The 14,272-nt window shown below is 39.4% G+C and carries 15 protein-coding genes, 1 pseudogene and 1 riboswitch; of the genes and pseudogenes, 12 read left to right on the top strand and 4 right to left on the bottom strand.

Annotated elements, in window-relative coordinates; all coding sequences use genetic code 11:
- Positions 1-17: 17 nt before the first annotated feature.
- Positions 18-758, bottom strand: a complete 741-nt coding sequence (locus AC1Z3K_RS15490) for a peptidylprolyl isomerase (protein WP_426084199.1) — start codon at positions 756-758, stop codon at positions 18-20.
- A gap of 179 nt (positions 759-937) precedes the next feature.
- Between AC1Z3K_RS15490 and AC1Z3K_RS15485 the strand changes: the two genes are divergently transcribed.
- From AC1Z3K_RS15485 to AC1Z3K_RS15445, 9 genes are all read left to right on the top strand, one after another.
- Complete coding sequence (locus tag AC1Z3K_RS15485; RefSeq protein ID WP_461733213.1) at positions 938-2,032, top strand: DUF871 domain-containing protein; 1,095 nt, start codon at positions 938-940, stop codon at positions 2,030-2,032.
- Between the two features lie 240 nt (positions 2,033-2,272).
- Positions 2,273-2,905 (top strand): NUDIX hydrolase, encoded by a 633-nt coding sequence (locus AC1Z3K_RS15480; protein WP_426084197.1) that lies wholly within the window; start codon positions 2,273-2,275, stop codon positions 2,903-2,905.
- A 33-nt stretch (positions 2,906-2,938) separates the two neighbouring features.
- Complete coding sequence (locus AC1Z3K_RS15475) at positions 2,939-3,862, top strand: alpha/beta hydrolase (RefSeq protein ID WP_461733212.1); 924 nt, start codon at positions 2,939-2,941, stop codon at positions 3,860-3,862.
- Between the two features lie 143 nt (positions 3,863-4,005).
- The gene (gene xerD, locus AC1Z3K_RS15470; RefSeq protein WP_461733211.1) at positions 4,006-4,899 is read left to right on the top strand and encodes a site-specific tyrosine recombinase XerD; all 894 of its coding nucleotides are present in this window, start codon (positions 4,006-4,008) and stop codon (positions 4,897-4,899) included.
- Between the two features lie 16 nt (positions 4,900-4,915).
- A complete protein-coding gene (locus tag AC1Z3K_RS15465; protein WP_426084229.1) occupies positions 4,916-5,293 on the top strand; it encodes a GNAT family N-acetyltransferase in 378 nt (125 codons plus the stop codon).
- Positions 5,294-5,313: 20 nt separating this feature from the next.
- A complete protein-coding gene (locus AC1Z3K_RS15460) occupies positions 5,314-6,090 on the top strand; it encodes a segregation/condensation protein A (protein ID WP_426084194.1) in 777 nt (258 codons plus the stop codon).
- Positions 6,087-6,704, top strand: coding sequence for an SMC-Scp complex subunit ScpB (gene scpB / locus AC1Z3K_RS15455; RefSeq protein WP_426084193.1), 618 nt, complete (start codon positions 6,087-6,089; stop codon positions 6,702-6,704). Before AC1Z3K_RS15460 ends, scpB begins: the two co-directional genes overlap by 4 nt.
- Positions 6,704-7,420, top strand: coding sequence for a pseudouridine synthase (locus AC1Z3K_RS15450; protein ID WP_461733210.1), 717 nt, complete (start codon positions 6,704-6,706; stop codon positions 7,418-7,420). Before scpB ends, AC1Z3K_RS15450 begins: the two co-directional genes overlap by 1 nt.
- A gap of 94 nt (positions 7,421-7,514) precedes the next feature.
- A riboswitch (FMN riboswitch) is annotated at positions 7,515-7,640 on the top strand.
- A gap of 181 nt (positions 7,641-7,821) precedes the next feature.
- Positions 7,822-8,427 (top strand): ECF transporter S component, encoded by a 606-nt coding sequence (locus tag AC1Z3K_RS15445; RefSeq protein ID WP_461733209.1) that lies wholly within the window; start codon positions 7,822-7,824, stop codon positions 8,425-8,427.
- A gap of 290 nt (positions 8,428-8,717) precedes the next feature.
- On the opposite strand, the pseudogene AC1Z3K_RS15440 reads toward AC1Z3K_RS15445, so the two are convergent.
- Positions 8,718-8,834 (bottom strand): annotated as a pseudogene (locus tag AC1Z3K_RS15440) (transposase); the annotation flags it as partial.
- A 435-nt stretch (positions 8,835-9,269) separates the two neighbouring features.
- Positions 9,270-10,094, bottom strand: coding sequence for a hypothetical protein (locus tag AC1Z3K_RS15435; RefSeq protein ID WP_461733208.1), 825 nt, complete (start codon positions 10,092-10,094; stop codon positions 9,270-9,272).
- Between the two features lie 94 nt (positions 10,095-10,188).
- On the opposite strand from AC1Z3K_RS15435, the gene AC1Z3K_RS15430 reads away from it, so the two are divergent.
- The gene (locus AC1Z3K_RS15430) at positions 10,189-10,926 is read left to right on the top strand and encodes an alpha/beta hydrolase (protein ID WP_426084189.1); all 738 of its coding nucleotides are present in this window, start codon (positions 10,189-10,191) and stop codon (positions 10,924-10,926) included.
- 530 nt (positions 10,927-11,456) lie between these two features.
- Here the strand turns inward: AC1Z3K_RS15430 and AC1Z3K_RS15425 are convergent.
- Complete coding sequence (locus AC1Z3K_RS15425; protein WP_461733207.1) at positions 11,457-11,696, bottom strand: ferredoxin; 240 nt, start codon at positions 11,694-11,696, stop codon at positions 11,457-11,459.
- Positions 11,697-11,845: 149 nt separating this feature from the next.
- Between AC1Z3K_RS15425 and AC1Z3K_RS15420 the strand changes: the two genes are divergently transcribed.
- Together AC1Z3K_RS15420 and AC1Z3K_RS15415 are read left to right on the top strand one after the other, a co-directional pair.
- The gene (locus AC1Z3K_RS15420; protein ID WP_461733206.1) at positions 11,846-12,784 is read left to right on the top strand and encodes a helix-turn-helix domain-containing protein; all 939 of its coding nucleotides are present in this window, start codon (positions 11,846-11,848) and stop codon (positions 12,782-12,784) included.
- A 1-nt stretch (position 12,785) separates the two neighbouring features.
- On the top strand, positions 12,786-14,228 hold the full coding sequence (locus AC1Z3K_RS15415) for a RecQ family ATP-dependent DNA helicase (protein ID WP_461733205.1): 1,443 nt from the start codon (positions 12,786-12,788) through the stop codon (positions 14,226-14,228).
- The last annotated feature ends 44 nt before the right edge of the window (positions 14,229-14,272 follow it).

Raw genomic sequence — 14,272 nt, 5'->3', positions numbered from 1 at the left:
TCCTGTTTTTTTGCTAATTATTCAGCTTCTTGTAAAATATTGATTTTTTCTATTTTTACTTCTTTCACTGGCTTGTCATTGCCGTCGGTTTCTAATTCGGCAATCTTGTCAACAACATCCATACCTTCAATTACTTGACCAAAAACAGTATGAGCGCCATCTAAATGAGGTGTTCCGCCGTTCTTGTATGCATCAATAATTTTTTCTGGATAATCATCTTTTAAAAGCCCGTCAGACATATCTTCTGAATTTTGAACGATAAAGAATTGGCTGCCATTTGTTCCCGGACCAGCATTTGCCATAGACAATGCACCGCGGATATTGTACAGTTGGTTACTGAATTCGTCCTCAAAACCGCCACCCCAGATGCTTTCTCCGCCGCCGCCGGTCCCGTCAGGATCGCCGCCTTGAATCATGAAATTGTTGATGACACGGTGGAAAGTAACGCCGTCGTAGTAACCATCCTTCGCATGAGTAAGAAAGTTCTCAACAGTTTTTGGTGCAATTTCAGGGAAAAGCTTAATCTTGATTGCACCTTCTGAAGTAACCATCTCAACCAATGCTTCATTTTTGGCAACCTCTGTTGACAGCTGAGGAAGCTCCAAAGCATTTAAATCTACGGAAGATTCAGTTGTAGCTTGAGAGCTGGGAGTTGAACTTGAAGCACTTCCGCTATCTTTTTTCTCTCCACATGCTCCTAATAAAACTACTGCTGAAGTAAGTGTAATGGCTGTAGTTAAAAATTTATTCATTTTCATATAAAAAGTACGCCCCTTTGATTTAATCATTCTTTTCTATGATAACAAAACATCGTTGAGACTACCAGCTAATTTATAAAAATTTACTATTTTAAAGGTGTAGACCATTTTTTTTGGTTCTGTTATAATTACCTTGATTGACGATTATTAAAAAGTCAAAATTTTAGGAGGCATAATTAATGGGCAAATTAGGAATTTCTATTTATCCGGAGCGTTCAACTTTCGAAAAGGACAAAGTATATTTAGACTTGGCACACAAATATGGCTACAAACGGGTTTTCACCAGCTTGCTGCAGATTAAAGATGATAAAGAAAAGGTTCTTGCCGAATTTAAGAAGGTTGTAGATTATGCTAATAGTCTTGATATGGAAGTGATGGTAGATATCAATCCGGCGCTTTTTGAGCAGTTGGATATCTCCTATGATGATTTATCATTTTTCCATGAAATGGGTGCTTACGGTGTTCGTTTGGACATTGGTTTTACCGGTAGTGAAGAAGCAAAAATGACCAGAAATCCTTATGGGATTAAAATTGAAATCAATATGAGTACAGGTACAAGCTATATTGACAACATCATGAGCTATTCACCTAACACGAATAATCTATTGGGCTCACATAATTTTTATCCTCATCGTTATACAGGACTTGGTTATGAGCATTTTGTGTATTGCTCAAAACAGTTTAGAAAATATAATGTTAATACAATGGCGTTTGTAAATTCTCAAACGGCTGATTTTGGTCCATGGCCGACTTCTGACGGGTTATGTTCATTGGAGGATCATAGAGATTTAGAATTAGCTACACAAGTGAAGCATCTAGTGATGACTGGCTTAATCGACGATGTACTAATCGGTAATGCTTATGCTTCAGAAGAAGAATTAAAAGCAATGGCAGAAGCATTCAACGCTGATTTCCCAACAATTAAAGTAGATACAGAAGCAGATATTACTGAAAATGAACGAGTTTGTCTATTTGACAACATGCACAGCTATCGCGGCGACCGTTCAGATTACATGCTTCGTTCAACAATGACCCGTATCTATTACAAAGACAAAGAGTTTCCGGCTCATAATACTAGAGACATCGTTAAAGGGGATGTTCTCATTGATAACGTTGGCTACGGTCAATACAAAGGTGAAACACAAATTGCTCTGAAAGCGATGAAAAATGATGGACGTGTCAATGTGGTTGGTCGTATTTCAGAAGATGAGTTGTTCCTTCTGGATTTCCTGAAACCATGGTCAAGCTTTAAACTGATTGAAAATAAAAAATAATCTTTGATTTATAAAGTGAGCGGGTGGGACGAATGCATGAACGGCGTGCCTGTTTCGGCTGATTATTAAAGAAGCAGCGTCTGTCCAATCCCTTATTCAGATTTTCGGACTGTGTCATTGTCAACTCGACAAATGATACAGTCTATTTTTATCGTCATTTATTTCAAAAAGGCTACAGCAGAAAATAGGTTTTTTTGTTAACAAGTGATAAAATATAGTAATGAACAAGGGGGCGATTGTATGGAAAAAGAGCTGACTGTACTACTTTCTAAACTTCAGGGGATTGCACAGACAGGGAAAGCCTATGCGCAAGATCCATATGATATAGAAAGATATGATGAGCTTCAAAAAATAACAGCCGAGATGATTCAACTGCTCAGTCCCATGGTTGACGACCGACAACTGCAGCTTTATATGGAAACTGATCAAGGGTATGCAACCCCAAAGGTTGACGTTCGGGCAGTGATTTTTGATGAGAAAAACCGTTTGTTGTTTGTCAAAGAGAAAAGCGACCAGCATTGGGCACTTCCAGGCGGCTGGGCGGATATCGGTTACTCGCCAAAAGAAATTGCTGAGAAAGAAACGTGGGAAGAAGCGGGGATTAAGGTTCAGGCAGAACGGCTTATTGCATTGAGAGACAAACATAAGCATCCCTATCCGCCTTCATTGACCTATACTTACAAGCTTTTTATTGCTTGTGTATTTCAGTCAGGCGAGTTAAAGGGTGGATTAGAAACCTCTGACGCAGCTTTTTTTAGTTTGTCAGATATTGATTCCCTTTCATTATCCGAAGAGCGGAATACATATGAAGATATTCAAATGCTTTTTGATGATTACATGAACCCGGGAAAACGGACTGTTTTGTGTGATTAAAAAGCTGAAAAGAAAAACAGAGGAGTTAACAGGATGTGGAAAAAAATATTGATTGGTATCGTAATAATTATTATAGTTGCTCTAGTTGGAGCAGGCTTATATTTTTATAATTATGCTGTAGTTCCATCAGATAAGGATTTTCTTAGTGAAGGAACACCTGGAACAGATGTGATTGAATCGCCAGAAGAGACTTGGTTCAAAACAGAAGAAAACCGCACCTATTGGACAATAGAATCAGAAGACGGTTTGACACTTCAGGCTATTTATCTGCCGGCAGATAAAGCAACCGGTAAAAATGCAGTGCTTGCTCATGGGTATATGGGCAACGCTGAAACCATGGGGAAATTTGCAAAGATGTATCATGATTGGGGTTATAATGTTTTAGTCCCAGATGCAAGAGGGCATGGAAAGAGCGAAGGCAGTTATATTGGCTTTGGCTGGCCGGAAAGAAAAGATTACGTTCAGTGGATAAACCAGATCATCCAAAAAAATGGAGAGGACAGTCAAATCACGCTCTATGGAATCAGTATGGGGGCAGCTACTGTTATGATGACCAGTGGGGAGAAATTGCCTGAGAATGTGAAGGCAATCGTTGAAGACTGTGGCTATACTTCTGCCGAAGATGAGCTATCTTATCAACTGAAAGAAATGTTCAATCTGCCGAAATTCCCGCTGATTTATGTTACCAGTGGTATTACGAAGCTCCGTGCCGGCTACTTTTTTGGCGAAGCAAGTGCTGTAGACCAACTTAAGAAAAATAAACTGCCGATGCTCTTTATTCACGGAGACGCAGATGATTTTGTCCCATTTTATATGCTGGGTCAAGTTTACGAAGCAACTAAGGGACCAAAAGAAAAGTTTGTTGTCAAGGATGCGGGACATGCTAAGGCCTTTTCAAAGGACCCCGAAAAGTATAAACAAGAGGTTAGTCGTTTCTTAGAAAAATATATTCATTGAGTTGCTTTTTTACTTGTTCTCATGCGTTTAAACTTTTTCTAAAGAAAAGAAAGGCTCTGGAACCTGATTGAATACTGCATTAAAATCAACTGTACATTATGTGAAGATATCTGATATGATGGTACAGGGAAACGAGGAACTGTATGGAGGACGCTATAAAAGAATATCTGCACTTCTTACAGATTGAACGGGGCTTATCTGTAAATACACGTAAAAGCTATGCACGTGATTTGGATAAGTACCTTCATTTTTTAAATGAGCGTGAAGAGCTTCTTTCGTGGAATGATGTCGACCGTTATGTAATTATGGCATTTTTACAGGAGCTCTATGAAGAACCGCAGTCAGCCGCATCTATTATCCGAATAATTTCTGCTTTACGGGGCTTTCATCAATTTCTGCGTCAAGAGCAGCTGACTGAACAAAACCCCATGCAACATATTGATACGCCTAAAAAAGCACAGAAGCTGCCGGATATCTTATCAGTGGAAGAGGTAACTTTACTGATTGAGACGCCAGATACAACTAAGCCTCTTGGTCTTAGAAACCGGGCGATTTTAGAAACGATGTACGCAACAGGACTGCGTGTTAGTGAATTAATAGGGCTGAAAATTTCTGATTTGCATTTAACTATTGGTTTGCTGCAGACAATTGGAAAAGGCGATAAGGAACGGATCATTCCTTTGGGAGACCATGCGATTTACTGGATAGAAAAATATCTGAGCGAAGGACGCCCGGCGCTCGTAAAATCGACATCGTCTGTTCCAGAACTATTTGTTAATCATCATGGCAAGTCATTGTCCAGACAAGGGATTTGGAAAAATTTGAAGCAGATTGTTCGCGAGGCAGGAATTCAAAAAAATATTACGCCCCATACACTGCGGCACAGTTTTGCTACACATTTGCTGGAAAACGGCGCTGATTTGAGGATTGTCCAGGAACTACTTGGACATGCCGATATCTCCACAACACAAATTTACACCCATATCACGAAAAAACGAATGGCCGATGTATACAAGAAACACTTTCCAAGAGCTTAGAGAGGAAATGAAACGTATGTTAATACCTTATCGAAAAGAGCATCAAAAAATTGCGATTGGTTTGCTTAGCTTTCATGACAAGTTGGAAAAATATCATTCTCTGCTCCATGAAATTGACAGATATGAACAGGATGAACGTTTAAGTCTTTATTTTTGGATGCTTGAACAAGGCGGCAACATTCAAGGACTGCTCGGTGTAGAGTTGTTGACGGAGGAGCAGCTTCTACTTCATGATATTAGCATTAATCCTTCGCTTAGAGGAAAAGGCATGGGGTTTCAATTGTTGGATGAGCTTCAGTCTGGTTATAATGAACATGCCATTCTTGGAACACAAGCCACAGCGGCCTACCTGACAAAATGGCAGGAAACAAAAGGACAGCAATACGATTTATAGAATAGAAAGCAGGAAGTCCATTGCAGGAAATCAATATTAAACTGGATGTATTCGAAGGTCCATTGGATCTGTTGCTTCATCTGATTAAAAAGCTGGAAATCGATATCTATGATATTCCTATTGCGGCAGTAACGGAACAATATATGGGATATATTCGCGCGATGCAGTCTTTAGAATTAGAAGTAGCTGGAGAATATTTAGTTATGGCAGCTACTTTAATGGCTATTAAGAGTAAGATGCTGCTTCCAAAGCAGGAGCTGGAAATTGTAGAAGACGAAGAAGTTGAAGGAGAAGACCCCCGGGAAGCACTGGTTGCTCAGCTTTTGGAATATCGAAAATTTAAATATGCGGCTGGTTTGCTTCATGAAAAGGAAGCTGAGCGAAGCTTGTATTTTACTAAAGAACCAATGGATGTCGAAGACTACCGTGAAGAACAGCCGCTCTTAGAACCAAATAAAATCAATACTATTGATCTTTTTCTGGCTTTTCATTCGATGCTGGAGAAGCGCAAAAATCGTAAACCGGTCGAATCCACAATTGCTGGTGAGGATGTCTCCATTGAAGTGAAAATTGCTGAAATTACTGAGGTGGTTAGAGGCCTCGACTATGATAAGCCAGTAAAGCTGGATTCTTTTTTTGAAACATATTCCAAGCAGGAAATCGTCACCACCTTTATGGCACTGCTTGAATTGATGAAGAAACGTTTTGTCCGAGTAGAGCAGGAAACAAATTATGGGACAATTCTTTTATACCATGAACAAAAGGGTACAACAGATGATTTGGAGGAAACACAGTGACAACATTGAGTCAACTTGAAGCAATTCTTTTTGTCGTAGGCGACGAAGGGATTAGCCTGGAAGAGATTTCTTATTTATTAGAGCTTCCAACTGCAAAAACCTATGATCTGCTTTCTGCTTTAAAGGAAAGATATGAGCGGGATGAACATGCCGCCTTGAACGTTTTGGAAATTGGCAATCAGTTTGTTCTTTCAACAAAAAAAAGCTTTGCGCCGCTGCTTAAAAAGTATGCCCAGTCACCCATCGCCAACAATCTTTCTCAGGCAGCGTTAGAGACCTTATCAATCGTTGCCTACAAGCAGCCGATATCCAGAGTGGAAGTCGATGAAATCAGAGGGGTTCAATCAGCCGGTTCCATACAGAAACTGGTTGCTAAACAGCTGATTGAAGAAAAAGGACGAGTAGATGGTCCCGGCAGAGCAATTTTATATGGAACAACTGACTATTTTATGGATTATTTTGGTTTGAAAACATTGGATGAACTACCTGATATTCACCAGATGGAAGAAGAAATTAACGAAGAGCTGCCGCTGGATCTCTTTTTTGACCGGTATAAGGACGCTGAATCAAGCCTTAACAATGAAACTAATCAGAGATCTGAGGAGGAAGAATAATGGAGAGACTTCAAAAAGTTATTGCTCATGCGGGAATTGCTTCCCGCCGTAAAGCAGAGGAATATATTCAACAGGGACGAGTAAAGGTTAATGGAACAATTACAAAAGAGCTGGGAACGAAAGTTGGCAGAAATGATTTAATTGAGGTTGATGATATCCCAATCTATCAGGAAGAGTATGTGTACTACCTGTTTTATAAGCCTAAAGGAGTTATATCCTCAGTTTCTGATGATAAAAATAGAAAAGTTGTGACCGATTTTTTTCCAAGTGTTAAGGAACGAATCTATCCAGTTGGACGTCTTGACTATGATACTTCCGGATTGTTACTGTTGACAAATGACGGTGAGTTTTCTCAAAAACTGACACACCCCAGCCATGAGGTGAACAAAGTATATGTTGCTAAAGTTAAAGGGATGCCTAAAAAACATGATTTACAGCCGTTGCGTAAAGGGGTTCGAGTGGATGGTTATAAATCGGCGCCGGCGGAATTCCAAATTTTATCAGTTGATTTGAAAACAAATACAGGAATCATTGAGTTGACGATTCACGAAGGAAAAAATCATCAGGTTAAGAACATGCTTCAAGCCGTAGGCTATCCGGTACAGAAGCTGAAAAGAGAGCGGTTCGGCAGCTTAACATTGCAGGGACTGCGCCCGGGAGAATACCGAAGCCTGAACAAGAAAGAAATTTCAAGCCTGCTGAATGAAGCAAAATAATTGAAAAACTCAAAAGCTTGTTTTTGCAAAGGTCAGAACTATTGCATTTTTGTTCAGATACGCTATAATGAGCTTGTAACTAAATTTAATAAAGGTTCGTCTTCAGGGGCAGGGTGTAATTCCCGACCGGTGGTTATAGTCCACGACCTACTTATTTGATAAGTAGCTGAATTGGTGAAATTCCAATACCGACAGTATAGTCTGGATAAAGAAGATAGGGCTTATTTGAATCGCTTTACTTTCAAATGAGAGGCTCTAACTCTGTTTTTTCCCTGTGGAGAAAAACAGAGTTTTTTTCTGCAGCGAAGATGATGTGGGCGACAGAGATGTCGAGTGTCAAATGAAAGAAGAGCAGTTTGAATGGTTCGTTTGAAGATGGATCCTTGTCTGGAGGATTTCATATGAGAAACAGCAAGGTACAAAAAATGGTAGGGGTAGCAGTCTTGGCCGCACTAGGGGCCGCATTACAGTTTTTCGGCTTTCCTTTACTGCCGGCAGTTCCTTTTTTAAAGGTCGATTTTAGTGATATTCCTGTAATGGTAGGTATGTTTTTATACGGTCCTTTTGCAGGGCTTGTTACAGCACTGATTCGCTCTATTCTGCACTTGGTTCTAACAGGACCATCGCCGCAAAATATGGTGGGAGATTTAGCCAGCTTTTTAGCAACAACCTTATTTACATTGCCGATGTACTATTTCTTCAACAAAGGCTCACATAAGCTGAGAAATAAAATTTCGGGTTTGACTACAGGAATTCTTGCGATGACCGCATTTATGAGTGTAGCGAATTACTTTGTCATCACGCCTTTATATCTGAGTCTTTACGGCGTAACGGCACAAGCATTTTTAGGTAGATCGTTGAGCAGCTATATTGCCGTGGGAATCATTCCATTTAATCTATTAAAAGGGATTATCATCAGTGTTGTTTTCATGATATTCTATGTGAAAATACTGCCATGGTTATCCAGAAAACAGAATAGTCTGGGCAATCAGCCCATTGTCAAATAGAAATAAGTAAAAAGGGTTCTACGTCAAATTGTGTTGGTAGGACAAAAAACTGAATAAAACGATAGAGCTTGGAACAAAAGAACAGAGAAACCTCTGATTTTGTTTCAAGTTCTTTTTTAGAGAAAAGGGAAACAGCGCGAATGATTTGGGCAGCTGTCCGGAAGCGACTTGGCAAAAAGCACCAATTCCATTCCTAAATCGAGTCAAAGCAGCTGTAAGGAAATAGAAACACAGCTGCTAATTCCCGATTTGCCTATAGAGCTGCGGAAATATTCGCTTGTTTTTCTTTTTCATGTTGTGAAAAAAATAAGACCTTGAATACTATAAATACGCGAACGAAAATGATAGAAATTGCGATAACCATAGGCAATACGCTTGATTACTTTAATCTTGTTGTTTAGTCCTTCTGTCACCCATTGGAGAAAGAATAATGAAAAGCATTAGATAATTTGACCTTGATTTTTTAGGCCACATCTTTCGCAATGTGTGGGTCTATATGTAAGTGTGGCTTTGATGACTTGAGCCTGAACTCCTTTCATCTGTCTGTATTCAAGCCATTCCTCTCCAAAGGAGAGATGTTTATCTGTTAGTCCAAGTAATTTTCTGGTATTCTTATCCATAGGGAACAACATTTCTGATAATTTGGTTTTTAGTCGATTTCATTTTATCAGTTAGTTGTTCCTTTTTTGTGTTTGAACACTCAAAAAAGTGTTAGTGAGTTTTCCTTTAGGAATTTCCACCAACACGAAATATTATAGAGCCGTAATATCTTTTTTTATTTCCAGCAATGCTTGTGCTGCAGGAGTAAAACCAGAAAAATGATATCAGCTATTATAAACCGGCTATTGCTGACATTTAGGGCAGTAGTAAACCGTTCCGCCCAGATAGTTTTCCTTGATAATATCTGTACCGCATGTTTGACAGCCTTTTTTATACGTATTTTTGGAGAGTATTGTCTGATAGCCGCCGAAATTTCCATAAACATCCTTTTCAGTATCACGACCGCCGTTTTCTTTCATTGTTTCTAGGGTCTGAATCGTGACCTGGTAGAGCTTTTCCAGCTGATCTGGGTCAAGGGAAGCCAACAGTCTACGCGGGCGGAAACCAGCCTGAAAGAAGATATCCTGCATGCAGCCATTTCCAAGTCCGGGAATCCGCTGCTCGGTGCCTAAAAAGGCTTTTAAAGACATCTTTTTAGGAGTTTCAGGAATCAATGAGCAAAAATAAGCAAAATCAAAGGCTTCATCATAGGGGACAGGACAGCTGGCAGAGACATTAAAGTAGTGATCATTTGGTTCAGCTCCAGCTTCATAATAAAGCATAGCCCCATACATAGCAGTTGAACAGGCTAAAAAACTACCATCGGCAAAACTAAGCAGCAGCTGATGTTTTGGGGGCAAATCTTCTGGTTGGTCTACATAGTAAAAACGAATGCCGTCTCGAAAGACAAGGCGTGACTGGTCAGCAAATTCAATGACGATATAAGCTGCTATAGGATAAACTTTCTTAATAATCTGATGCTGAAGAAATACCCCATAGTCAATGTCTTCGCTAAAAAAAGAAAATTTATGAGGTGAGCTTTGAAGGGCAACAGTTTGAATCTCTTTCTCCCTCAGTAGTTCATTTAACTGTCTGGAAAAGGCATATGTTTCTGGTAACTCCAACATTTCTGATTCCTCCCTGTGTTTTATGTTCTTTTTTTCAGTGTATCTGATAGAATAAGAAAAAACAATGTGATTTTTTCAGGAAAGAGGACGAGAAATGGCTAGTAAAAAATGGAAAAAGCGGCTGGTTTTTCTGCTGCTGCTTATTATAAGCATTGGGGGAGCGGGATTCGCTTACATCAAAATTAATACCTATCATCCGACTAAGCAGGCAATCACAGCGTCGGTAGCGGCCGAAGAGGATAACCATACGCTCTTTTTTAAAGGGAAGGAAGAGAATCCTGTACTTATTTTTTATCAAGGGGCATTTGTCGACAATCAAAGCTATAGTATCTGGGCTCAAGAGGTTGCTGCTGCTGGCTATAGTGTCTATCTGCTGAAACAGCCGCTGAATTTGGCAGTATTAGGTATGAATGATGCTGAAAAGCTCATTAAAAAAGAAAAAATTGACAAGTATCTTGTTGGGGGACATTCTTTAGGCGGCGTGATGGCCAGCCGATTTGCTCACAATCATTTAGAAGATGAGGGATTTCAAGGTGTTTTCCTGTTGGCAAGCTATCCTGATAAAAAAGGCAGCTTAGCTTATTCAGATAAGCCAGTCTTATCAATTACTGGAACAGAAGATGGTGTTTTAAATAAAGAAAATTATGAAGAGGGGAAAGTCTATTTGCCGAAGAACGCCTCTTATCAGGTGATACAGGGCGGAAACCATGCGGGCTTTGGCAGCTATGGACAACAGAAAGGTGATAATCCGCCTGAAATCAATAATGAGGAACAGCAGCGAGAGTTGGCCAATATGTTGATTCAATGGCTGTCTCAAAATTTTAAAGCATAACATAACTTATTATGGATTTGGGACAACAAGCTATTATTGTCCATCCTTAAAACCGAATAAACAGTGCTTCAAAGTCTTTCTATGCTTTGAGGCAAAGCATGGAAGCACGATAGACAGATTTGTAGAAAGCTAATGCTTTGTCCCAAGAATAGTTGGACTTGTTGAAACAGCAGCTGCTTCGCTCTGATTTTATCAAGTGCTCAGGGGTAAGCTGCTAAGAATTGAGACTTTCGTAAATAAAACGAACGCTACTGAAAACAGGAGAAGCTTCAGGCAGGTATCAAGTAAAAGTTATTCGATTCCTTCGCAGTGTTTCTTGATAATTTTCGTCTGGTTTACTTTATTTTTCGGTCTTAAAACCTTCAGTCTCTTCCAGCAAAAAAGATAAAAGAAAACAAGACAATAGCCGGGACGGACCAATCTTCAACTGTTAGTTTTTGTCTAACTTTTGGAGGTAGGTTCAAAGCGTTCATTGTCTTGTTTTAAATTCGTATCGGGAATACTGTTTTCTATTAGTAAAAGAACTTTATTTACAGACTTTCTTTATTAGATGATACAGCTTCTTCGGAGACAACTATTGCACGGACTGGACATTTCCGATAAGCTGTTAATACGGTGTCCCTATCCTGATGGCTGACGGAAATAGTCAGGTTATCCGGATTTTTTTTGAAAAGAACAATTCCATCCTCTGTGTAATCAAAGGTGTTTGGTGCATAAACCTGACAAAGACCGCAGGCAATGCATTTTTCAGGGATTATCTGACAATTCACGGGTGACACATCCTATCTGAATTTAACTTAGTAAAGGGCTGATTATTATAAAGATGCTATTTATTTTATCGCTATTCTCTCAGGGTTACAAGATAAAACTGTCAACGCTTTTTCATTTACTGAAAGGAAAGCGGACGATTTCGGTTCTAATGAACGGCTATATGTTTGATAATCTGCGTTTTTTTGGACTATTTCCAGAATTAGCGGAGGCTGATTTTCAGAGGCAGCTTAATCAGCTGGCTGAAAATCAATTTATTATTCATTCAGCAGATCATTCTGAAGCAGCACTATCAGAAAAAGGCAGACATCTTTTAGTAAATAATTCTCAAAAAATGAATACGCATTGGCTGAACAGTTATCGTTATGGAAAAACAGAAGAAGAGATGTGGCGTTTACTGCAGTTTTCGGTTCAAGTTACTTCGCAGCTTTCTTATCAAAATAAGGAGTATATACCTTTGGAATCGTCACCTTATTATCAATGGATGATAAAGCAAACACTGACACAATTGAAAAAAAATACTTTAGGCCAGGAGATGCGCAGGCAATGGCACGAACTATTTATAGAGTTATCACAGCAGGAACAGGCATTTATTGCACAGCAGTTTTCCGGTTATCAGCACAATGGAAAAGCACTTCAGCAACTCGCGAATCAAGCTTCATCGTCTGATTTTGAAGCTGTTTTATTTAGAAAAAATACCTATCATCATTTATTTGCAGTGATAGAGAGTAAAAATCAGAATCAGTTTTTGCAGGCTGTCATACACGATAGTCTGGAGAAAAGTAATAATCAAAGTATGAGACAGACGAAGGAACTTTGGCAAACGGGCTATTCCCTTGAGGAAATTGCTGTCATCAGAAAAATGAAGGTAAGTACAGTGAAAGATCATCTTCTCGAATTGGCTATTCAGGAGCCAGAAAAGAACTACGATAGCTTGCTGCCCAAAAATCAGCAGGCATTTTTAGATAAGATAACAACACCTTGTCAAACATGGCGTTTTACCACACTAAAGGCGCAATATGAACCGCTTGACTATTTTTCTTTTCGGCTGTATCAAATTTTAAAACTACGCAGAGAGTATGAGGCATAAAATGGATTTGAAGAAACGCTTATTTCATCATTTTGGTTTTACTTCTTTTAGAGAGGGGCAGGAGGAGGTTATTACAGCTCTTTTATCGGGGCAGGATACATTAGCCGTGCTGCCGACAGGAACTGGGAAGTCTCTGTGCTATCAATATGTAGGTTATGTACTGGAAGGAACAGTTTTAGTTGTTTCTCCGCTGCTTTCACTGATGGAAGATCAGGTACGGCAGCTTCAAAGCCAAGGAGAGGGAAAAGTGACTGTTTTTAATAGTACATTGTCGTACGAAGAAAAACGATATATTTTAGAACATTTTTCAGAGTATAACTACGTTTTTATAAGTCCGGAATCATTAGTAAAGGAACAGGTTGTAAAAACTTTACAAAGAAGCAGGCTGGCGCTATTTGTGATTGATGAGGCCCATTGTGTTTCACAATGGGGAGTGGATTTTAGACCAGAATATGTTAAAATAAAAAACGTGCTGGAAAATTTGGATTATCCGCTGACTTTGGCATTAACTGCAACTGCCTCGGATGAGGTAAAAAAAGAGATAATATCTGAACTCTTTAATAAAAATTCTTCAATAAAAGAAGTGCTTCATTCAGTCAACAGGAAAAATATTTTAATGATTGTTGAAAAGACAGTAGAAAAGGAACAGCTTGTATTTGATTACTTAAATAAAATGAATGCAAAGGGAATCATTTATTGTTCCGCTAGAAAAACAACTGAGTATTTAAGCAGTGAGATAAATAGAACAGGAAATTTTGCGGCCGCTTTTTATCATGGCGGACTAACAGCAGCCGAACGAAGTAAGATTCAGCAGCAGTTTATCGACAATGAACTGGATGTTCTTTGCGCTACAAATGCGTTTGGCATGGGAATTGATAAATCCGATATCCGTTTTGTCATCCACTTTGACTGTCCTGGAAGTCTGGAAAGCTATGTTCAAGAAATCGGTAGAGCGGGAAGAGACGGGCTGCCGGCAGCTGCAGTCTTACTTTATCAACCAGGAGATGAATATATTCATCAATACTTTCAAGGTGAAGTAAGGACAGAGCTTCAAGGTCTGGAAATGATGTTGAAGAACGGAAAAGCTGACTCAGCAGCACAGCAGGAGCAGTTAAGTGAGATTCAGCAGAAATGGCTGGCTGGGTATCTCGAAGGTTCCTACTCTCTAGAGCAGCTGTCTGAACGGCTTCATAAAAAAAATAACGAGCGCTACGCTCAGCTGCAGCAAATGCTGGCCTTTATCCAGACGTCTGATTGTCGTCGAAAGGTCATCCTAAACTATTTTTCTGAAAAACAGGAGAAAGAGACTGAAACATGGTGCTGCGACAATTGCGGCTTGGAAGAAAATTGGTCCACTAAACTTGGTATTACTAAGAATACGGTACGACTGGAAGCCAATCTTTCATGGCAGGAAATATTGATAAGATTATTTAAAGATGACTGACAATCAATGTTTATATCTGCACAGATAATGCTGCTGTGTTATAA

Source organism: Enterococcus sp. LJL128 (assembly GCF_056924295.1).
This window is presented reverse-complemented; position numbering and strand designations above follow the sequence as displayed.